This is a genomic window from Bacillus sp. NH11B (assembly GCF_001884205.1).
Taxonomy (GTDB): domain Bacteria; phylum Bacillota; class Bacilli; order Bacillales; family Bacillaceae_G; genus Bacillus_A; species Bacillus_A proteolyticus.
The window spans coordinates 1-22,025 of sequence record NZ_MAOG01000017.1; the positions used below are offsets into that span (position 1 = coordinate 1).

A 22,025-nucleotide genomic window follows, 5' to 3' on the forward strand; every position below is an offset into this window, starting at 1 on the left:
GACCTCGTGTTTTCGAACACGTCCCATCAATGAGCCTACTGCATCTTTCACATTATTCCCATTGAATAGCACGTCATATAAAGCAGCTGTAATAGGCATTTCAACTTCCATTTTCTCTGCCAACTCATGAGCAGCTTTCGTTGTTCTTACACCTTCTACAACCATTCCCATGCTTTCTAACACTTCTTCTAAAGAATGTCCTTTTCCAAGCATATTTCCAGCGCGCCAATTTCGGCTATGAACACTTGTACAAGTTACAATTAAGTCTCCCATACCAGTTAGACCAGCAAACGTTAACGGATTTCCGCCCATTTTTCTTCCTAAACGAGCAATTTCCGTTAAACCACGTGTCATTAATGCCGCTTTTGCATTATCACCTAACCCTAGACCATCCGTTATCCCAGCAGCTAATGCGATAATATTTTTTAACGCACCACCGAGCTCAACTCCAACGATATCTGGGTTTGTATACACACGGAAATAGCTATTCATAAACAGATCCTGTACTTCCTCAGCCGCTTCCATACGTTTGGCTGCAGACGTAACAGTCGTCGCTTGGCGCAAACCTACTTCTTCAGCATGACTCGGTCCAGACAGTACAACAACATCTTTAATCAAGTTCTCTGGAATTTCTTCCTCAATCACTTCCGAAATACGTTTTGACGTACCTGGCTCGATTCCTTTACTTGCATGAATCCAAGTAATTGGTTCCGTAACAATCCCCTTCATCTCTTGCAATACGTCACGATACGCTTTCGTCGGTACTACTAGCAGTACTGTATTTACATCTACTAACGCTTCTTCTAAAGAAGAGTAGGCTGCGATTGTGCTTGGCAATGTAATCCCCGGAAGATATTTACTGTTCTCATGTTTCGTATTAATTTCATTCATGAGTTCAGGACGGTTTCCCCAAATACGTACATCATGTCCATTGTCAGCTAATACCATCGCTAACGCTGTTCCCCAGCTACCTGCTCCTATTACTGTGATTTTTGTCATAAAATCACATCCTCTCCATTAGTCTCTTGCTCGAGCGATAATGTGAATCGGCGTTCCTACAAAACCGAACGCTTCACGTAAACGATTCTTTAAGAAGCGCTCATATGAAAAGTGCATTAATTCTGTATCGTTTACAAACACAACAAATGTCGGTGGTTTTACCGCAACCTGTGTCGCATAGAAGATTTTCAGACGGCTACCATTATGAGTCGGCGTTGGATTCATCGCTACCGCATCCATAATTACATCGTTTAATACGTTCGTTTGTACACGGATGCTATGACTTTCATTTACCTCATTGATAACCGGTAATAACGTTTGTGTACGTTTTTTCGTTTTCGCAGATAAGAATACAATCGGTGCATAATCCAAGAATTGGAAATGAGCACGGATGTTTTCTTCAAATGCTTTCATTGTTTTTTCATCTTTTTTCACTGCATCCCATTTGTTTACAACGATAATAACAGCTCGTCCTGAATCATGAGCATATCCAGCGATTTTTTTATCTTGCTCAATAATTCCTTCTTCTCCGTCTAAAACAACTAAAACAACGTCAGAACGTTCAATCGCTCTAAGTGCACGAAGTACACTATATTTTTCTGTACTTTCATATACTTTCCCTTTTTTACGCATACCAGCTGTATCGATGATTACATAATCTTGACCATCTTTGCTATATGGCGTATCAACAGCATCACGTGTCGTTCCTGCTATATTACTTACAATTACACGTTCTTGACCAAGAAGTGCATTTACAAGTGATGATTTCCCTACGTTTGGACGTCCAATTAAAGAGAAACGGATTGTTTCATCGTCATACGCTTCTTCTTCAATCTTCGGAAAATGATTTGCAGCTTCATCTAACAAATCACCAAGTCCTAAACCGTGTGTACCTGAAATCGGGAATGGCTCACCGAATCCTAATGCATAGAAATCATAAATATCACTACGCATTTCTGGATTATCAACCTTATTTACCGCAAGTACAATAGGTTTTTTAGAACGATATAAAATTTTAGCAACTTCTTCATCTGCTGCAGTTACACCATCGCGACCATTCGTCATAAAAATGATAACATCTGCTTCATCAATCGCTACTTCCGCCTGTTGACGAATTTGTGTCAAGAACGGCTCGTCTCCAATATCAATTCCACCTGTATCAATAATGTTAAACTCATGATTTAACCATTCTCCCGCACTATAAATACGGTCTCGCGTTATACCTGGTATATCTTCTACGATTGAAACTCTTTCTCCAACAATTCTATTGAAAATAGTAGATTTTCCCACGTTCGGGCGGCCTACTATTGCTATTACTGGTTTCGGCATATACTTTCATCCTTTCAACTTGCTTCTGTTTATTATGTAAAAAACCCTTCTTTGTGCAAGAAGGGATTTGCATTCCAGAATATTTCTCAACGTATCAAAACACCTCATATTATAACACACGTTGCTAATGTTTCACAATAATATATACATTCTCTTGTAAGCGATGCGCAATACCATCTAATATCGCCTCTAAATTATTCGCAACAAATTCTAGTTCCTCTGTCGTCTCACAAGTAAATAAGGGAGCTCCACCTGCAAACTTTTCCGGTGTTGTTGTAATTACTGCGAGAATAACACTTTCTAACATCATCTTTTATCTTCCCTTCCTTTCGGGGCTTCCGATGACATATGAACAGCACTTTCTAGCGTTGGCACATTCCCTATGACACCTATCGCTTTCTCGGCATCTTGGTCTTGCGGCAAAACAAAAATCCCAACTCTTCCATCTTCTAAATCACGCTTTGCTAACGGTACAAGTGCTGGTGTACCTGAATCCCTATATATCCCTAGAGCAACAGAGACATCATGTAAAATAGCTTGCCGTTGTCCTAAATTTGCAATTGTAACCATCGCATCAATTGATTTCGGTTTTAAAATAAAACCCATTCCATATTTCATAATTTCTTCTTGCCTTGCTGGTAATCCAATATTCATAATGTAAATATTATCAATATAAAGTCCCGCTCCTTCAAAACGAAGTGGAACGTGCTCAATTTCTACAAGATCATGAAGCCTTTTACCTGACATTAATTTTCTCGCAATGAAAAAACTTACCATACCAGTAATTACCCCAGCAATCCATGAATGGAATCCTATATACGCAAACGTTGTTACAAACGACGTTAACATCGCCAAATAGTTACGACTTTCAAAGACTAATGCAATCCCTTCAATGTATGTATTACCACGTGGTACGAGCTCATATCCATCTAATTGTTGAAGCGTATTTCTTTCCATATTACGCACATCACGAAATTGCGTCGCCGCTAACGTAAGAAATGTAATTGCAGAAAAATCTTTTTTCAAAATAGACGGAATCGCAATTGCCCCTAAGGCAGCCGCAATTAACCCCATCGCAATATGAATAATTTTCCCGTGAAGCCTCGTCGGATATTGCCTCGTATCGGTACGAAGCATTAACACCCTAGTTACCGTCCCGGCAATTACGCCACATAAAATGGCTGGTGTATATTCAGTCATGTATTACCCTCGCCCTTCTTTTACGCGTTTTCCTCTTAAATTGTTCCATATATACTGATACTTTTGTAATCCATAGTAAAATCGCCATAAATAAAGTAGAAACGGCAACAACATCAAAAAAGGCTAAACTGCCATATTCATAAGGAAAATGTAATTTATGAAAAATAAGCGTCACCAACAACTCTCCTTGTAACATCCCTATATACAAGGTGCACAATCTTAATATGCGATCCCCGTACAATAAAATTGATGCATACACAAGTGCACCACTTAGCAGCAACAACCTATCAACCACAATCCAAATCGGATCATATACTTCTAACAAATGGAAACTTGTATATAACATTGCAATAATAAGCGCCGAAAGTAAGGTGTATAATTTTTTCCAAATAGAGTATAGTGTGATGCCTACAAAAGAAATAATACAAAGCAAAAGGGCATTTACCGATACAGTAAAAGAAGCAATCGTCACATTTAACGGGGAACAAATAATAAAAATTAATATACAAACACCTATCTTCCAACGAATAGGTTCTTTTTTCATAAAAAAGGTCACGACAATCCACCCTATCCAAGCCACAAAATAAAAAGTACTCCCATCCATCATTTCACCTCCTATGTTTTCCATTATGGGAACTTTTTATGAAAGTTAATCCTACCTTTTCTTTGTGCATAGTTTTTCTCATAACAGCAAAACTTTTAATAAGGAGGTGGAACTCACAATGGGTAAAGATCGCCAAGAACGAAAGCTAAGAGAATCACGCCGCGTTGAATCTGATCGCGACCAATCACTTCAATATCCTGGTGCAACTAGTCTTGATACACCGGAGCAAGCTCGAAAGCAAAATCAGCACTAAAAATAAAAAAAGACGGTTTCAGTATTGTATGAAACCGTCTTTTTTCGTATTTTTTTAATAAATTCTTTTGTTTTCGTATTAATATCTCAATCATAATATATGCTCTTTTTTCATTCATAGAATTATATAGCGCAATATCTCACTTCTTTATTTTATAAAAAAACCAACCACACGGTTGATTTTTTTATCTCCTACTATAATGCGTAGTATCAATACCACGCTGCATTAACCAATGATAGGTTTCGCCTTTTACAACAAGAGGTACAGATTGTAACTCTTCTATCGTCTTCGCGCCAAGAGCTGTCATAATAAATTTTAAATCTGTATGTAAAAGATCGATTTCATCCACTAACTTCTCGATACCATCTTGCATTAAAACACGTAAAAAGTATCCAGCAAACGCAGTTGTATTCGCCCCTAATGCGATTGCCTTTGCCACGTCAAGCGCTGTTTGTATACCCCCAGATGCAATAAAAGAGAGGTTATTATTTGTAGAGGTTGCTTCAATAATCGAGGTAACAGTTTGTATGCCCCAGTTATTAAAATAAGAAAGCATTCGCTGTCTTCTTTCATTTTCAACAGCAGCAAAATTCGTACCACCTTGTCCACCAATATCAATTGCTGTTATACCTATACTCGCTAACTGCTGTACTGTTTCCTTACTCATTCCAAATCCTACTTCTTTTACAATGACAGGAACTTTACTGTTTAACACAATTTGTTCAATTCGCTGAAGTACACCCGTAAAATCACGGTCTCCTTCTGGCATCGTTAACTCTTGTATGACATTCAAATGAATTTGCAGTGCATTCGCTTCAATCATATCAACGGCACGCTCCGCCTGTTCGACAGTTGCCTCACTCCCCAAATTAGCAAAGAAAATGCCATTTGGGTTTACTTTTCTGACGATTTTATACGAAGCCGCCTCACTTTCATTTTTTAAGGCTGCCATTTGCGAACCTACAGCCATAGCAAGGTTATGATGTTTCGCTACATATGCTAATTGCTCATTAATATGTAACGTTTGCTCTCCTCCACCACCAGTCATCGCATTGATAAAAATCGGCGAACTTAGTGAAAGTTCGCCGATTTTTGTTTCACATGTTACAGTGTCATAACTTGAATTTGGCAAGCTTTGATGCACAAAATCAATATCATGAAAGCCATGCGTACGAGACTGACCAGTAGAAAGAGCATATTCAATATGATCTAATTTACGTTTTGCCCTTACCACTTGTACCCCTCTTTATTTCTTTAATTTTTTCAGTTGTTCACCAATAATATCACTTAACTGGAAAGTAGCTGAATCAGCATTTGGCTCATATTGGCTATAATCTTCTGTTACATTATTTTCTTCAAGCGTTTCTTTTATGCTTAAAGAAATACGTTTTTCCGCTACATGGACTTCAAGCACTTTCACTTTTACTTCTTGCCCCATTGCCAATACTTCATTTGGATTTTTCACGTGACGATTTGCAATTTGAGATACATGTACAAGCCCTTCAACACCAGGTAAAATTTCAACAAACGCACCGAATGTAACAAGGCGTTTTACTACTCCCTCACGAATATCTCCAGCTTTTATTTCGCCAGCAACATTTTCCCAAGGTCCTGGCTGAGCTGCTTTAATTGATAAAGAAATACGTTGTGTATCCGCATCAACAGATAGCACCTTTACTTTTACCTTTTGACCTTGCTCTAATACTTCAGAAGGTTGTTCTACACGTTCATGTGAAATTTGTGAAATGTGAACTAAACCATCCACACCACCAACGTTAACGAAAGCACCAAAATCCGTTAATCGTTGTACTGTCCCTTCAACAACATCTCCTTCTTTTAACGAAGAGATGGCTTCTTTTTTCTTAGAATCTAGTTCTAGTTCTACTACAGCTTTATGCGAAAGGATTACACGATTTTTTTCACGGTCTAATTCAACAATTTTCACCGCTAATGTTTTCCCTTTATAGTCAGCAAAGTCTTCTACATAATGTACTTCTACAAGTGAAGCTGGGATAAAACCACGAACACCAAGGTCCACAACTAATCCACCATTCACGATATCTTTTACAGTAACATCAAATACATAACCAGAATTAAATTTCTCTTGTAATTCTACCCACGCTTTTTCTGCGTCAACAGCACGTTTAGATAAAACAAGATCATCTTCTTCTAATTTAATAATTTTCAATTCTAGTGTTTGATCTAATTCTACAACATCGCTTGCTTTTTCAATATGAACGTTAGCTAATTCACTAATCGGAATTACGCCATCTGTTTTGTATCCAACATTTACAAGCACTTGTTTCTCTTCAACTTTCGTTACAGAACCTGTAACAACGTCACCAACTTGTAATTCTTTTGAATTCATAACTTCTTCATTCATTTTCTCTACCATGGAAATACCTCCCTACAGAATTGACAAAGCATTTTTATGTATATACGAAATGAAAACAAATGTTTTCATTTGCATGTTTAAGAATTTATCATCACATATTCTGTTTCAATACAGTTCACAAGGAACCATATTAAACCTATACAAATAGTATACAGCAAAATCATCTTGAAGAAAGTATGATTTGAAATATAATAGCGAATATATTCTGACAGTTTTTCTCCTCTGTAACTAACTTCTTACAAATTAGCCCATTTGTCAAGAAAAGAGACTTATAATTCACGTATCCTTTACATTTCAAAAAAAATAAAGAAAGAGGATAGCCCTCTTTCTTTATTTCGCAAATACTCCTGAAACAATACCCATAATTTTTTGGACCACTTCTTCAATTGATAAAGAAGTTGTATCTAATTCCAATGCATCATCAGCTTTTTTCAAAGGAGAAACTTCACGTTCTGAATCTAATTTATCACGCCTAGCAATTTCTTCTTTTAACTGCTCTAAATTAGAATCGAAACCTTTATTCATATTTTCTAAATGTCTTCTTTCTGCTCTTTCTTCTACAGAAGCAAGCATAAAGATTTTCACTTCAGCATCTGGTAGTACATGTGTACCAATATCACGGCCATCCATTACTACGCCGCCTTTTTCAGCTAATTCTTGTTGACGACGTACCATTTCTTCACGAACAAGACGATGCTTTGCTACAATAGATACGCGATTCGTCACATCAGGCGTACGAATCACTTCAGAAACATCTTGTCCATTTAAAAATACAAGTTGTGTATTTTCCCCTTGCTGAAATTCAATATTCACATTCTTTACAACTTCCATTAACTTTTCTTCATTTTCAAGATCCACTTTTTGTTCAAGGGCTGCATATGTAATAGCACGGTACATTGCGCCTGTATCAATGTAAACATATGAAAGTTTTTTTGCAACAACTTTTGCAACTGTACTTTTCCCAGCTGCTGCTGGACCATCTATAGCAATCGAAATTCGTTTATCCATTGTAACACCTCATTTTTCACTTATAAAACAAAACGAAAAGCAGGTATTCTCCCCCTGCTTCTTCCCATTTGCTTCACGTCATTAAATCCTCAATTATTGTAGCATAATCCACCATAGAAGAAAATGAAAACTACTTATTCACCTGTAAGATTTGCGCCTTATTTTTCGTGACGACACCTTCGTAATAAACAATTTTCGATAAATATTTCACTGAAGATTTATGTATAAAAAGTAGTTGAACAATAGAAAGACAAATAAATTGAATCAGCAATATACGAATTATAATTCTTTCCACTTTTTCCAAAAAACTCACTCCTTCCCCTCTATACTTACACATCTAATTTCGTAAATTTATATAAACAAAACCTAATCTAATAACCACTTACCAGCAAACGCTTAAAGCAATTCATTTTATTGTCATTTTCTAAGCATACTTTTATACATTTTCATTGTCGAATTTACTCAAAACATGTTATGTTCTAAATGTATTTTTCAACTTGAAAGGGGTATAAGCATTGAAAAGAATCCTAGTTTTACACACAGGCGGAACGATTGCAATGGAAGAAGATAAAGAAACTGGGGTTGTACAACCAGGTGAAAAGAATCCTCTTTTGAAATTTATTCCTGATTTAGAAGGCGATGTTGATTTAATTGTCGAAGATGTGTTCCATCTTCCATCTCCTCATATGACTCCTAGCGAAATGCTACAATTACAAGTCATCATTGACGAAAGAGTAAAACAAGATAATATTCACGGCGTAGTCATTACGCATGGTACCGATACATTAGAAGAGACAGCTTATTTTCTTGATTTAACAGTTCAAGCAACCATCCCAATCATTGTGACAGGAGCAATGCGTTCTAGTAATGAATTAGGTGCTGATGGTCTATATAATTTCTTATCAGCTGTAAAAGTTGCTAGCAGTAATGAAGCTGCTGAAAAAGGTGTTTTAGTCGTATTAAATGATGAAATACATTGCGCTACAAATGTAACAAAAACGCACACAAGTAATGTCGCGACATTCCAAAGTCCACAGTACGGACCAATTGGCATGGTAACAAAACGCGGTGTTGTTTTCCATCATGCTTTAGTGCATCACGAAACATGCGCAGTACGACAGATTTCTAAAAACGTTGTCGTTCTAAAAGCATACGCAGGTATGGATGATACATTATTATCAGCAATCGAAACACTACCAGTAGACGGAATTGTTATTGAAGCACTTGGACAAGGTAATTTACCTCCACGAACACTTCCTAGTTTAGAACGGTTAATAAGCAAAGGAATTCCTGTTGTATTAGTGTCTCGCTGTTTCAACGGTATCGTTCAAGATGTATATTCGTATGAAGGCGGGGGCAAACAACTAAAAGATATGGGTGTTATATTCACATACGGTTTAAACGCTCAAAAGGCACGTATTAAATTGTTAGTCGCATTAGAGAATACAAACTCTCACGAAACAATCCAAAATATGTATATGCACGATTAAAAAAGCAGCTGTCGAGTTTTTCGACAGCTGCTTTTTATTCTCCTCTTGATGCAATGGTGTGCGCAATCGCATCTCCATGGAATCTACCGTTCTCGATAAATATTTCATTTGCGTTATTCCCCGCAGCAATTACACCTGCAATAAAAATATTTTCAGCGTTTGTTTCCATACTACCCTCTGTATAAATCGGACGCCCTGTTGCTTCATCAATCAGAACTCCCATTTTTGTTAAGAAATTGTGGTCTGGATGGTAACCCGTCATAGCAAATACAAAATCGTTTTGAATTGTATTTGCTTCACCATCTACTGTATACGTCAACGTATGCTCAGTAATTTCTTTTACATGCGCATGGAAATGCATTTGAATTGTCCCATTTCGTACTAACGCCTCAAATTCCGGCAAAATCCACGGCTTAATACTTGGCGAGTATTCCCCACCACGGTATAGAACTGTTACACGTGCACCCGATTTAACAAGCTCTAACGCCGCATCTACACTTGAATTTTTACCACCTATTACAACGACATCTCGATCAAAATAAGGATGTCCTTCTTTGAAATAATGAGCTACTTTCTCAAGTTTCTCACCAGGTACATTCATATAATTCGGATTATCATAATATCCAGTTGCGACAACAATGTATTTTGCCACATATATTTCTTTGTTTCCGTCACGCTTCGTCGTTTCAACTTTAAAAACATCACCATCTTTTTGAACTTGTTCCACTCGTTCAAATGCATTTACACGTACAGATTTACGCTTTACTACTTCACGATAATACGCAAGCGCTTGATTACGAAATGGCTTACGATTTTCTGTAATAAAAGCCACTTCACCAATTTCTAATTTTTCACTAGAGGAGAAAAATGTTTGGTGAGTTGGATAATTATAAATTGCATTTACAATGTTTCCTTTTTCGATTACTAACGGATTTAACCCCTCTTTTTGCAACGAAATCGCTGCTGCTAATCCGCATGGACCGCCTCCGATAATAATAACTGTCTCTTTTTGCATACTCAGTTCACTCCTAGTCTTCTACCTCTGCTCTATTTTATATAAACAAGAAAAAACCTACTTACAGCAGTAGGCACCTATCTTTATTGTATTCATTTTTCATATATTTGTCATCTAAACGAAACATACATCCGATAGACATCTGCTAAAAACTGCTGAAATTTAATACCTTGTTTCCCTAATACATTCTCAGGATCAATCTTTCTAGCTGGATCCAATGTTTTATGTGATACGATATCTTTTTTTGGATTCAAACCGAAGTTTTGGCATAAATACGCATGATACCACGTAAAACGAGTATATGCTTCCCAAAAGTTAACATCACCGCCATAACAAAGTTCTACCCCAATGGCAGCCTTATTCGCATCATAACCATATAAGTCATTATCCGTCGGCACACCATATCTAACATGATACGCAACTTCATTTATAGGAATAATTTCCAATATCGTTTTATCATCTATAAATGTATGCGCCGAAGCTTTCGGTTGTATTTCATTAAAGTAATCTCGATTCCCTATCGCATTGCTACCAGGATTCCCCGTATCATGACTTACAATAAACCTTACTTTAGAAAGAGGAATTCCCGGTCGTGAACTTCCATATCCAATATAGTTACGCTCTATAGGAAACATCGCCATTACTACCAACTCCCGCTTTAGAAGATTACCTTACTTCCTTATATGTATTCGGTAGCAATGTCCTTATAGCATATTTCTTATGCGAAGATAAAATCGAAAATATTTGATGTGAATACCATAAATAATAAAATACTTACAGCCACTCCATAAAAACCGTAAAACCAAACACAATCTTCTTTCGTATCTAAACCGAAAAATTTATTTACTGATTGTAATAATGTGCCACGCTTACTTTGCTTGTTTCGTAATACTTCCACTCGTTCTACAACATCCGCTGGCATCATAAATCTTTGGTCTACTGTCATTTTCATCATTTATCTCTCCTTAAAATCATTTCCGTTTTGTTTATCTAAGGAGAGTATAGCACGTTTGTTCGTGCAGAACAAGCGTTCTTTTTGTTTTTATTTTATTTTTCAGCAAGCCAAGTAAGAATTGAGATTACAACGGCGATAATCGGCCCTACTACAACCAAACCAAATATTAAAAACAGTAACCCTTCCCCGAACACCCGAACGATACTTGTTTTTCTGGCTTCCATCGTTCTTGCAAGTTCTCCCTCTAACCTCTTAACCTTTTCTTCTAATTGTTCTACTCGTTCCATCATTTCATTTTCCATATACAACACCTCAATTTAATACTTCAACAAAAAAACGTGATCCCCTCGAAAGGAAATCACGTTTTCTCAAAACATTATATATTATACCCAACCTCTGAAGCGACTAGCCTCAGCCATTTTACGAACACCAACCATGTATGCAGCTAAGCGCATGTTTACTTTACGAACTTGTGATGTTTCATAAATTGAATCGAATGATCTTACCATTACTTTTTCTAAACGTTGTTCTACTTCTTCCTCAGTCCAGTAGTAACCTTGGTTATTTTGTACCCACTCAAAGTAAGATACTGTAACGCCACCAGCACTTGCTAATACGTCTGGAACAAGTAAAATACCACGATCTGTTAAGATTTTTGTTGCTTCTAATGTAGTTGGGCCATTTGCAGCTTCAACCACAATTTTCGCTTTAATCTTATCAGCATTTTCTTCTGTAATTTGGTTCTCAATTGCAGCTGGAACTAAAATGTCGCAATCAAGTTCTAACAGTTCTTTGTTTGAAATTGTATTATTAAATAGTTTTGTTACAGTACCGAAGCTATCGCGACGATCTAGTAGGTAGTCAATATCTAATCCATTTGGATCATGTAATGCGCCATAAGCATCTGAAATTGCAATTACTTTCGCGCCTGCATCATGCATAAATTTAGCTAAGAAGCTACCCGCGTTACCAAATCCTTGAACAACAACGCGTGCACCTTTAATATCAATGTCACGTTTTTTCGCAGCTTCACGAATACAAATTGTTACACCTTTTGCAGTCGCTGTTTCACGTCCGTGTGATCCACCTAATACAAGTGGTTTACCTGTAATAAATCCTGGTGAATTAAATTCATCGATACGGCTATACTCATCCATCATCCATGCCATAATTTGTGAGTTTGTAAATACATCTGGAGCCGGAATATCTTTTGTCGGACCAACAATTTGGCTAATTGCTCGTACATAACCGCGGCTTAATCTTTCTAATTCACGGAAAGACATCTCACGTGGGTCACAAATGATTCCACCTTTACCTCCACCGTATGGTAAATCAACAATACCACATTTTAAACTCATCCAAATAGAAAGTGCTTTCACTTCATTTTCTGTTACGTTTGGATGGAAGCGAATTCCACCTTTCGTTGGACCAACAGCATCATTATGTTGTGCACGATATCCTGTAAATATTTTAACAGTCCCGTCATCCATACGAACTGGAATTTTCACTGTCATCATACGAATTGGTTCTTTCAATAATTCATATACTTCGTTTGGATAACCCAATTTTTCTAATGCTTCATTAATTACAATTTGTGTTGAATTTAACAATTCAAAATGTTGTTCCCCTTGTTGTTGTGTTTTCGTTTGAGTTCCCTTTTCGGCTACCATAGTAAGTAAACCCCCTGTAATTTCACTTGTTTAGTAAACCTTCATTGCCTAGTATACACCGTTAAATTTGGAATGCAATAGAAAACGCTAACAAATATATACAAACTATTTTGCATTGCAAGCGTTTTCACTATTATTATAGTCCTTTTATTGCTTTTAGAAAAGTAAAACACTTAAATATTTAAATGTTTTTTATTTTCACCAAAACACATTCAATAAAATCAATATTTCATCAAGAAATACTGATCAAATTTTCAAATACAGTTCGGCTAGTATTGTTGCCTAAACTTCGCTTTATAGATTTTAGATTTTCCAATCTTCAGCTGAATAAAAATAAAACCTCAAGCTACGTTACATTAGCTGAGGTTTTGCTTTTTCACAAAGTAATTGTATATTTGTTCAATTGCTTGAGAATCCATTAATTCTTTACCATATTCCATTATGCGATAAATTGTTGCTGTTGACGGATTACCGTATTCCGCTAAAATAGCTATAAAATCCGCCTTCAATAATTGAAATTGCTCTTCTTCTTCTATCCAAAGATAAAAACGATTATCCCATGTATACAACTTCCCATCAGTTACACCAAGGTTATATAAGCGATTTGACAAATTGATTACATCATCTAATGTAGCAAACTCGTAAAGTATATGTTCACTTTCATCAAGAGTCACTTGCATTTCAATAAACTCGTCACGGAACTCATCTTCTGTATCCACTTCTTGATTTTCTTTTGTTACAATTACAACCATACCTTGAGCTTGTAGAGAAAATACTTCCACAGCAATCGGACCATCCGCTTCAAACCCTAATTCTTTATTTGCTTCTTGCATCATATCACGGAATAGTTGCTGTACTTTCGGTGCATTTCTCCACAAATCTTCTTTCGTTAATCCTCGTTCTGATAAATCATCAAATGTTAGGAAAATTTTGATCTTATTGTAATTTAAACGTTCCAGTCTCATCTCATACCCTCCCTACGTAACCATTGCATCTAATTTTTATTATATGAAATAGAAAATAGATGGTTCTTTTCGAACAACTATTCTGACATTCTTATCCATCTATCCCATTCTTCTTTCGTGTTACCAATAAGGATATTTTGAAGATTTAATTGATCCCCAATGCTTTTTCTTCCTATAAAACCAACAAAGAGATTTTTATTTTTTGCTTGCAACAAATCAATAAATCTTACTGCCTCTTCAAGTTCTCGTTCATCATCAAAAGATATAAACAAATACTTAGGTTGCAATTGTTCAATAGCTAGTAAAATACCTTCTTCATCTAAACTTGTCCCCATATACATTGCTTGATATCCTTTTATTCGTAAATACGTCGCGAAAATAAATCCTTTTAATATATTATTTTCCAAAACGAAAACTTTGTTAACGGAAGAATACACTGATGCATTATGATAAATCATTCCTAGACGTGTTTGTAAGAATGATACAACATATTTGAATTGTAACATTGTAATCTCATTATTATTTTTTAAAATTAACAACTTGTTTGCGACTTGAAGAACGATGCTTATAACAACTTTTTCCGTTGAATATATACTAAAAACCTCGTTTAATAATGCAGAAGTTGTAATTTCATCAAATTCTAACAAAGCTTGTAGTATATCGTCCACTAAAACAACTTCTTTATCAGGAATTTTTTCTATTTGAATATTGTTCTGCAACCGATTCCCTTCTAATAACTGAACGGCTTGTCCAATCATCATCCCCTCAGAAACCTTGTTCATTAACCATTTCAAAATATGAATATGCTCTTCTGTATACAAACGATGCCCCGCATGATTTCTTTTTGGGGCAATAATATGATAGCGTCTTTCCCATGCGCGAAGTGTACTCGGTTGAATTCCGAGTATATTCGAAACAGCTTTTATATTATAGCTCCCATTTGAAGTTGGCATTATTTCCCTCCACACAACGTAATGATATGCGTTTGAGAAGGTGCCCGAAAACGAAGAGGAAACAATGTTGTTCCATACCCATTACTAACAAATAGTGTCATATTAAAATGCTTATATATGCCACCCTTTAAATGTTTTTCAGATGAAAACAACCGAATTTGTCCTCCATGTGTATGCCCACTTAACACGAGCGAAATTTGCTCTTTACCAGACATTTTTTTTATTATATCAGGGTTGTGACTAATTAAAATGCGAAAACCTTCTTCTTTACAATCAGCCAATGCTAAATCTAAACGATCTCGTTCTAATCCAACATCATCGATACCGAGCAAGCAAATTTTCTCTCCTAATTCAGACTCAAATACAACTCTTGTATTATCTAATACCTTCACGTTATTTTCTAACAATAAAGCATCTAATTCGTGATATTCAATTTCATAATCATTATTTCCCCATACAAAATATACAGGGGCTACTTCTCTTAACTTTTGAATATTTAAAGAGATTTGCGATAAAGGTACTCCTTTTTCAGCTAAATCGCCGCCAATAATTACGATATCCGCTTTCCCTTTCACTCGTTCAATTAGCGAGCTAGAAATGACCCTTCTATGAATATCCGAAATAAAAAAAACATTAACTTTTTGAAAACTTTCCGGAAATTCTTCGAATACTAATGTATGTTCCAGCACAGTATTACGCATCGCTTCTTTATACATTCCAAGAAGACATACAAAACCAATGCATATGAGAGTACATAATAATATAATCCATGTCATATATTTTTACTCTCCCTCCTCGTAAAGTATAGTCCTTCATTTTATATGCAGCTATTTTATATCACTCATTTAACTCGCTCTCTTACTTCGCAGACTTATCTTTTATAGGAATTTTTAATTCTTGTCCTACTCTCACTTCGTCTTCTTGCAAATCATTATACTTTTTAATTACTTCCATCCCATTTTCATCTGAGAAATATTGCTTCGCTATACTTTCTAAACTTTCTCCATCTTTCACAATATGAGTTGCTACTTTCTCAGACTGCTTTTGAGATTCAGTCTTAGCTGAATCAAAGAAAATCACTTCAAACGCACTTTTCCCAGCATTATTACTATCATTTTTCACCTGTGTATATTTATCTGTATACCATAGAATACTAATAGGTAACAATATGAATAAAAATGTTAAAACTCGGACGAAAATATGATTCATTTTAAATTTTGGTTTTTTCTCTTTATTTCTACGAACTTCACTACGCGGCGGTAAACCTTCATCTTCTTCCACTCGCTCAACTTCTAACTCCTCTTCAAAATTAGGAATTCGTTTTCTCATGTTGTTCACCACCACCTTCCATTTATTTTCTTAATTGGAGTCCCATTATAAAATCAACAAGAAAGTGTGCAAAGATTGTTATAAACAAATTTCCTGTCCACTCGAATACATAACCAAAAACAAAGCTAATAAAGCAGACGAAACAAAACAAAAAAGGCTTCGTTATATACCGAATATGTAACACAGCAAAAATTAAACTCGCTATTACAATTCCAAAATGAGTCTGCACTACACCTCTAAATAAAAACTCTTCCGCAAAGCCAATAATAAACGTGATAACGAGTAAATGCATGACCGAGATTCCTTGAAACATTCTATCGTTAATGCCACCATCATCAAACCAAGATTCTGGAAACACTCGCATTGCAACATAATCTAATAACACAATACAAATCGCTAATAAGCCACCTAGTACAAGTATAGAAATCGGTTCCCATTTCCATAAACTATAAACTTCTCTTTTATCTTGAAATAATATGTATGCTAGTAAACAACCAATGCCAATAATGATTAGTTGTGTTATGTATAGATTCAGTCTTATTTCCCTCGGACTCATATCTTCAACATTTTGCCTTTGAATGTTCATCATTCCTCCATCTTCCCTAGGCCGAAAAGCTTTTGTAACTCTGTTTCCCAATTATAGTCGAAAACAGACTGTTGCGCTCGTCTTTTTTTATACTCTGTTTTTGTAATACCACAGTAATCACAACAGTTTTCTATCTCTTTTTCCTTTCTATAACCGAACTGTTGTAATAAATATTCACGCCTACATCCTTGAACTTGTATCCATGACTTCATATTTTCTAGCTCACTATATTTATTACGCAATCTCACTTCCACTTCCGCTATTAATCTGTGCATTATTTCATCTGACAAGCTCTCTAGCAGAAGATTTCGCCGTTGTATGATTCCAAGATATTCGAGATGATAACGGATAAAACGCCAATATTGTTCATTAAATCTTGCTGCATTATAACAAATTTCTTCTACATCTTCTATTGGTAATACTTTCGTTTGAAACATTCTTTCTTGTAGTAACGAAAATAAAAATTGTATTTGTGATTTACTTGGCAATTCATCTTCAATGATTGAAATTGGCAAATCATGATCCAATGGACTACATAGCAAAATGGCTATACTTGGCTCACCATCTCTCCCCGCTCTTCCAATTTCTTGTAAATAAGAAGCTACATTTGTTGGATATTGAAAATGAATAATATATCTTGTATTCGCCTTATTGACCCCCATCCCAAAAGCACTTGTACATATTACAATTTGCAACTGGTCATTCATAAACTGTTGTTGAATTAACATACGCTCTTCATGTTCCATACCACCATGATAAAAAGCTACACCTGTAATTCCTTTTCCTCTTAAGTACTCGGTTAAACGCTCTGTCCAGGCCCTACTTGAGCAATAAACAATACCAGGTCCTTGCAAATACATTATATGCTCAAAAAGCGCCTCTTTTTTTTCTTCTATCGTTTCCACAAATTGCACTTCCATCGCAATATTTGGACGATCAATTGAATACACATGCTCAGCGACATTTTTTAGATTTAAACTTTCCGCTATATCTTGCAGTACATCCTTTGTAGCAGTCGCTGTTAATGCTAATACATTTGGAGATCCGATACTCTCAATTACTTTATCTAATTTTTTATAATCTGGCCGAAAATCGTATCCCCATTGTGAAATACAATGCGCTTCATCTACGACAAATAATGAAATATGTATTTTTTTCAATTCTCTTATTAGGAGTTCCGACTGCAACATCTCGGGTGATACGAAAACAAATTTATAAAAAGATAGCTTTTTCATTGCTTCTCTTTTTTCACTTAACGTCCGAAAACTATTAAATGCAATAACTCGATTTTTCACGACATACTTTAATTGCGTAACTTGGTCTTCCATTAAAGATAATAGTGGTGATACAACAAGCACCGTCCCCTCTTGCAGAAGCCCCGGAAGTTGATAACACATTGACTTTCCCCTTCCAGTCGGAAGCATTGCTACAACATCTTTTCCTTCCAATAAGTCCGTAATAACTCCTTTTTGCCCCGGACGAAATTCAGAATATCCAAACCACTTATATAAATATTCCTCAAGCTTCATTAATACCCTCCATCCGTGCCAATACAAGACGGACTTCAAAATAAGAGATTCCCTCTCCAACCGCTTGCTTCAACACACGCAATTTACGTGTTTGTAATGCTTCAATTACTTTTGATACTTTTTCTATTTTTTCTTTTTCCATAAACATCTCAATAGAAAATTCTTTTTCTCGTAAAGCAATCTCCACAAAATGATCTTCTATCGTGGCAACCTTTAAATTCCGAATTGTCGCTATTTCTTCTAAAGAGCGTCCTTGTCTCCAAAAATTATATGTTTTTTTCGTTGATAAGCTAAATAAATCAGCTTTCTCATTTGGATAAGAAATAATTTCAGCTAATAATGGAAATTCATTTTCTTTATTGCGAACTTCTTGAATAAGGAAATGAATTGTACCCCAAAATAAAAAGTACACTCGAAATACATCTTGTTTCGTAATTTCCGCTAATTGTTGTAAAGTACACCCAATACGTTCATAGCCAGTTAACCGGTATGTTACGATTGTCGCTTCTACTGAATTATTTTTTTGTAAAAGAGTATGCATCTCCTTCCACAATCTTTTAGCCAATTCATTTCTCGTATATGGTATTCCCGTGAGAAAACGTTTCACCCACATCATTATTTCTGTATCCTGTTGAATTGGAATAAATTTCGCATTTGCCTGTTGTATATTCGAAATGGTTTGAACGATTAATGATAATCTCTTCCAAAACGTTTCACCTATTTCACCATAGTGTAAACCATGTAAATACGTCGGAAAGGCAAATTCATCTTCCCATTTGTTTAATTGCATGATACCCGCAGTCGTTAACACGTATGTATTATCATGTATAGATTGCACTAAATCCGTCTGTAACAACTTTGCAACTTCTTGATCATAATCAGCTCTATTTAATGATTTATAAATCCCAAACAAAAAAGAAATTTGAAACATATTCCCATCTTGTAATGTTTGCGACGATCTCTTTCCTTTTAACAAATAATAAATCGAAGAAACGGTTCTTTCACCATTCAATTGTTTTAAACAATATAATAAAGTATATTGTAGCTGCATTACCGCTTCCACCTTTCAGTCTAACTTCATTCCTTTTTCAATACGATCGCATTTAACTTATCATATTCACACTACATGCTTGTATATATTCTATTGTATCAAACGAAATAACATTTAAGTATTTTGAAAATCTTATGAAATAATTCAAAAACAAGTTGACACCCTAATTGATAAGCATTATCATTATAATTTTATGTTGAAAAGTTTTAAAAACCGTTTTACAATAAGGTTATAATTTTTTGACGAACTTTTCACATACATATTATCAGGAGGGAAAAAAGATGGCAAAATATACAATCGTTGATAAAGATACTTGTATTGCATGTGGTGCTTGTGGCGCTGCTGCACCAGACATTTATGACTATGATGATGAAGGTATTGCATTTGTGACATTAGACGATAACCAAGGTATCGTTGAAATTCCAGATGTATTAATTGAAGATATGATGGATGCATTCGAAGGCTGTCCAACTGACTCAATTAAAGTTGCTGACGAATCATTTGATGGCGACTCTTTAAAATTCGAATAGTTTTTTATTAACTTCAAAAAATGCCCCTCATATGGATGAGGGGTATTTTTTGTTTTCTATTTTCATTCTGCTTAATAAAAAACCATTAGCAGTCCATACTACTAATGGTTTTATTTTATCCCACTATTCGCCGAGCAGTAAGACCCCCACCTCAAAATTCAGCGAAAGCAAATAAGTTAGGTGAGGGTCGTGCTGCCCGTAAAGGCCCGATTGGTGAAGGCTAATAATCAGCGGGGGATGAACAAAACCCCCACTGACTAAAGTTTCACTTTATATTTTATGCATTATTCATTTTTGCAAACACCCATACTTTCAAGCGTGAGAATAACGCTACAAATACAATTGTCACTACAATTCCTTTAATTAAATTAAATGGTAAGATTGCCGTTACAACCGTTGTTTTTATAGCATCACTAGACATAGCTGGTGAATTTAAAAACCAAGTGTAAGCTGGGAATATGATGATGTAGTTTAATACACTCATGATTAACGCCATTGTAATTGTCCCAAGCATTAATCCTGTCGTTAAACTTTTTACAGTACGATACTTTCTAAATAAGAAAGCTGCTGGTCCAATAAATAAACACCCTGCAATAAAGTTTGCAATTTCTCCAACTGGCACTCCCGTTAAGCTTCCTTGAATCCCGTAATGTAAAATATTTTTTATCGCTTCTACAATTACTCCTGCAATCGGCCCAAAAATAATCGCCGCAATTAAAGCTGGCACATCACTAAAATCAATTTTTAAAAATGGCGGAAGCCCTGGGAATGGAAAATCCAACATCATTAGTAAATACGCAATACTACTTAGCATCGCTACACTCACCATCTGCACTACACTGTTTTTTTGTTTCATCTTTCTCTCTCCTTTTCCATCGATCTTCTCATGGAAAGTGGAAAGGTTCTGCTATGCCTATTTTTTCATAGAACGAAAAAACCCTTTGCGATTTACACAAAGGGAGAATTTTAAGGCACATCAAACAGACGTTCAAATACTTATCTTTTTTGAACGCATGAACCTCCATCTTCTCCCATCCAGACTATACTGTCGGCTTTGGAATCACACCAAATCCTGCCTTAACGGCTCGCGGGCTTAGAACGAAATTATTAACTGTTCATCACCGCCGGTCGGGATTTTCACCCTGCCCCGAAGATAGACCGATATTCTATTTTCCACTTCATTATACAACAACATAATCGTATTGTGAACAAAAAAAGTGTAACTTATTAAAAATAAGTTATTAATTTTATATAATCAAAGATACAATCAATATATTTTACAATACAACCCATATTTTTTATAATTCGGTATTTCTCTTATGAATCCCCTAGTCATATATCGTTAAAAGTGATAAGATGTTGAATTGTTAAGATAAGAACATTTTCTGAGTTATGGAGGAAATGTCATGAAGAAAGATAAAAGACACTCTATTCGAGAAGCAATGAAAAAGAACTTAAGAAAAGAATACTTTTATTTAAAAAAAGAATTACTTTTCTACTGTCCAATTGATCTAGGCACATTCTCAAGAGAGACATACTACGCTACTTTTGACCAAGATGGCATAAGTATTTATCAGTATGATAAAAAAACAGAAAGTAAATTAAAATTGCGTGAGCGTCATCCATGGAAGAGTTGGAATAAGGTAAAAGTTGATCACTATTTAACAACTTCTCAATTTATTTTTCAAGGTGAGCGAAACTGGATTTTATCCCTTTTCCAAAAAGGAAAAGAAGCTCAAAAAATAATTGAAGAACATACATCTTTACAAACGGAAGTTGTTTCCCGTCCTTTTTCCAAGAAACTTCCTGGTTTCCGTTCTAATACACCATTGAATAAATACATCGGTAGCATTTGTTACACTGCACTTATTGCATTTTTATTAAAATGGATGATTCCATTTCAAGCACCACAAATCGCCCTGTATTCTCTTTCAATTGGCTTTATGCTTCTTGGTTTACTTTGTCTTACAATTGGTCTAATCGAGCCAACTATCGTACTATTTCGGACAAAAGAAAAAACAAGAACAAAAGTCTTTTACTTATATAGCTACTTAGCTATTTCTGGATTTATATGTGTCTTTATTTTTTGGTAAAAGAAGCCGTCCCAAAAGATTTTTTGGGACGGTTTTTCGTTACGAATAGGTTACTCTTATCTTCGTATGTT

26 protein-coding genes and 1 riboswitch are annotated in these 22,025 nt (G+C 35.5%); of the genes, 4 read left to right on the plus strand and 22 right to left on the minus strand.

The genetic code is table 11. The annotated features are described in order from the left end of the window. The 5 genes from BAU27_RS03750 to BAU27_RS03770 form a co-directional block, all read right to left on the minus strand. Window positions 1–999, minus strand: a 999-nt coding sequence (locus BAU27_RS03750) for an NAD(P)H-dependent glycerol-3-phosphate dehydrogenase (RefSeq protein ID WP_071770151.1), incomplete at its 3' end; no start/stop codon positions are given. Between the two features lie 18 nt (window positions 1,000–1,017). After that, window positions 1,018–2,328, minus strand: coding sequence for a ribosome biogenesis GTPase Der (der, locus tag BAU27_RS03755; protein ID WP_001125887.1), 1,311 nt, complete (start codon window positions 2,326–2,328; stop codon window positions 1,018–1,020). A gap of 124 nt (window positions 2,329–2,452) precedes the next feature. Continuing rightward, on the minus strand, window positions 2,453–2,638 hold the full coding sequence (locus tag BAU27_RS03760) for a capping complex subunit for YIEGIA (protein WP_071744903.1): 186 nt from the start codon (window positions 2,636–2,638) through the stop codon (window positions 2,453–2,455). Beyond that, entirely contained in the window at window positions 2,635–3,528 is an 894-nt protein-coding gene (locus tag BAU27_RS03765) for a YIEGIA family protein (protein WP_071744902.1), read from the minus strand. The genes BAU27_RS03760 and BAU27_RS03765 overlap by 4 nt, the downstream gene beginning before the upstream one ends. Beyond that, window positions 3,521–4,132, minus strand: coding sequence for a YphA family membrane protein (locus BAU27_RS03770; protein WP_071770152.1), 612 nt, complete (start codon window positions 4,130–4,132; stop codon window positions 3,521–3,523). Before BAU27_RS03770 ends, BAU27_RS03765 begins: the two co-directional genes overlap by 8 nt. A gap of 118 nt (window positions 4,133–4,250) precedes the next feature. Here BAU27_RS03770 and BAU27_RS03775 point away from each other — a divergent pair, with 118 nt between their 5' ends. Next, complete coding sequence (locus BAU27_RS03775; RefSeq protein WP_000513901.1) at window positions 4,251–4,385, plus strand: YpzI family protein; 135 nt, start codon at window positions 4,251–4,253, stop codon at window positions 4,383–4,385. A 184-nt stretch (window positions 4,386–4,569) separates the two neighbouring features. Here BAU27_RS03775 and BAU27_RS03780 read toward each other — a convergent pair whose 3' ends face one another. The 4 genes from BAU27_RS03780 to BAU27_RS32200 all read right to left on the minus strand — a co-directional run bounded on the left by BAU27_RS03780 (window position 4,570) and on the right by BAU27_RS32200 (window position 8,092). Then, window positions 4,570–5,619, minus strand: coding sequence for a type 2 isopentenyl-diphosphate Delta-isomerase (locus BAU27_RS03780; RefSeq protein ID WP_071770153.1), 1,050 nt, complete (start codon window positions 5,617–5,619; stop codon window positions 4,570–4,572). 12 nt (window positions 5,620–5,631) lie between these two features. Then, entirely contained in the window at window positions 5,632–6,780 is a 1,149-nt protein-coding gene (gene rpsA / locus BAU27_RS03785; protein WP_071744894.1) for a 30S ribosomal protein S1, read from the minus strand. A gap of 330 nt (window positions 6,781–7,110) precedes the next feature. After that, the gene (cmk, locus tag BAU27_RS03790) at window positions 7,111–7,788 is read right to left on the minus strand and encodes a (d)CMP kinase (RefSeq protein WP_071744893.1); all 678 of its coding nucleotides are present in this window, start codon (window positions 7,786–7,788) and stop codon (window positions 7,111–7,113) included. Window positions 7,789–7,918: 130 nt separating this feature from the next. Continuing rightward, complete coding sequence (locus BAU27_RS32200; RefSeq protein WP_083595865.1) at window positions 7,919–8,092, minus strand: DUF5359 family protein; 174 nt, start codon at window positions 8,090–8,092, stop codon at window positions 7,919–7,921. A 211-nt stretch (window positions 8,093–8,303) separates the two neighbouring features. Here BAU27_RS32200 and ansA point away from each other — a divergent pair, with 211 nt between their 5' ends. Continuing rightward, the gene (gene ansA / locus BAU27_RS03795) at window positions 8,304–9,278 is read left to right on the plus strand and encodes an asparaginase (RefSeq protein ID WP_071744892.1); all 975 of its coding nucleotides are present in this window, start codon (window positions 8,304–8,306) and stop codon (window positions 9,276–9,278) included. Between the two features lie 34 nt (window positions 9,279–9,312). Here the strand turns inward: ansA and BAU27_RS03800 are convergent, their stop codons facing one another. From BAU27_RS03800 to BAU27_RS03855, 12 genes are all read right to left on the minus strand, one after another. Further along, entirely contained in the window at window positions 9,313–10,293 is a 981-nt protein-coding gene (locus BAU27_RS03800) for a YpdA family putative bacillithiol disulfide reductase (RefSeq protein WP_071744891.1), read from the minus strand. A gap of 110 nt (window positions 10,294–10,403) precedes the next feature. Then, entirely contained in the window at window positions 10,404–10,934 is a 531-nt protein-coding gene (locus BAU27_RS03805) for a peptidoglycan recognition protein family protein (RefSeq protein ID WP_001240643.1), read from the minus strand. Between the two features lie 77 nt (window positions 10,935–11,011). Next, a complete protein-coding gene (locus BAU27_RS03810; RefSeq protein WP_002075213.1) occupies window positions 11,012–11,248 on the minus strand; it encodes a DUF3961 domain-containing protein in 237 nt (78 codons plus the stop codon). A gap of 92 nt (window positions 11,249–11,340) precedes the next feature. After that, window positions 11,341–11,550, minus strand: a complete 210-nt coding sequence (locus BAU27_RS03815; RefSeq protein WP_071744888.1) for a hypothetical protein — start codon at window positions 11,548–11,550, stop codon at window positions 11,341–11,343. Window positions 11,551–11,631: 81 nt separating this feature from the next. Further along, on the minus strand, window positions 11,632–12,918 hold the full coding sequence (gudB, locus tag BAU27_RS03820; protein ID WP_071744887.1) for an NAD-specific glutamate dehydrogenase: 1,287 nt from the start codon (window positions 12,916–12,918) through the stop codon (window positions 11,632–11,634). Window positions 12,919–13,274: 356 nt separating this feature from the next. Then, window positions 13,275–13,883 (minus strand): genetic competence negative regulator, encoded by a 609-nt coding sequence (locus BAU27_RS03825; protein ID WP_001235405.1) that lies wholly within the window; start codon window positions 13,881–13,883, stop codon window positions 13,275–13,277. A gap of 77 nt (window positions 13,884–13,960) precedes the next feature. Continuing rightward, window positions 13,961–14,836: a MerR family transcriptional regulator gene (locus BAU27_RS03830; protein WP_071770154.1), complete on the minus strand. Its 876-nt coding sequence runs from the start codon at window positions 14,834–14,836 to the stop codon at window positions 13,961–13,963. Further along, window positions 14,836–15,612: a metallophosphoesterase gene (locus tag BAU27_RS03835; RefSeq protein WP_071744885.1), complete on the minus strand. Its 777-nt coding sequence runs from the start codon at window positions 15,610–15,612 to the stop codon at window positions 14,836–14,838. The genes BAU27_RS03830 and BAU27_RS03835 overlap by 1 nt, the downstream gene beginning before the upstream one ends. 82 nt (window positions 15,613–15,694) lie before the next feature. Further along, window positions 15,695–16,165: a LysM peptidoglycan-binding domain-containing protein gene (locus BAU27_RS03840; RefSeq protein WP_071770155.1), complete on the minus strand. Its 471-nt coding sequence runs from the start codon at window positions 16,163–16,165 to the stop codon at window positions 15,695–15,697. 22 nt (window positions 16,166–16,187) lie between these two features. Further along, window positions 16,188–16,751, minus strand: coding sequence for a CPBP family intramembrane glutamic endopeptidase (locus tag BAU27_RS03845; RefSeq protein ID WP_001025786.1), 564 nt, complete (start codon window positions 16,749–16,751; stop codon window positions 16,188–16,190). Beyond that, window positions 16,751–18,280: a RecQ family ATP-dependent DNA helicase gene (locus tag BAU27_RS03850; RefSeq protein ID WP_071770156.1), complete on the minus strand. Its 1,530-nt coding sequence runs from the start codon at window positions 18,278–18,280 to the stop codon at window positions 16,751–16,753. Before BAU27_RS03850 ends, BAU27_RS03845 begins: the two co-directional genes overlap by 1 nt. Beyond that, complete coding sequence (locus BAU27_RS03855; protein ID WP_071744882.1) at window positions 18,270–19,331, minus strand: YpbB family protein; 1,062 nt, start codon at window positions 19,329–19,331, stop codon at window positions 18,270–18,272. The genes BAU27_RS03850 and BAU27_RS03855 overlap by 11 nt, the downstream gene beginning before the upstream one ends. 281 nt (window positions 19,332–19,612) lie before the next feature. On the opposite strand from BAU27_RS03855, the gene BAU27_RS03865 reads away from it, so the two are divergent. After that, complete coding sequence (locus BAU27_RS03865; protein ID WP_001151994.1) at window positions 19,613–19,861, plus strand: ferredoxin; 249 nt, start codon at window positions 19,613–19,615, stop codon at window positions 19,859–19,861. Between the two features lie 277 nt (window positions 19,862–20,138). Here the strand turns inward: BAU27_RS03865 and BAU27_RS03870 are convergent, their stop codons facing one another. Further along, window positions 20,139–20,717, minus strand: a complete 579-nt coding sequence (locus BAU27_RS03870) for an ECF transporter S component (protein ID WP_000810848.1) — start codon at window positions 20,715–20,717, stop codon at window positions 20,139–20,141. A 163-nt stretch (window positions 20,718–20,880) separates the two neighbouring features. Then, a riboswitch (FMN riboswitch) is annotated at window positions 20,881–21,020 on the minus strand. Window positions 21,021–21,267: 247 nt separating this feature from the next. Between BAU27_RS03870 and BAU27_RS03875 the strand changes: the two genes are divergently transcribed. Beyond that, window positions 21,268–21,954, plus strand: a complete 687-nt coding sequence (locus BAU27_RS03875; protein ID WP_071770157.1) for a hypothetical protein — start codon at window positions 21,268–21,270, stop codon at window positions 21,952–21,954. Window positions 21,955–22,025 lie beyond the last annotated feature (71 nt).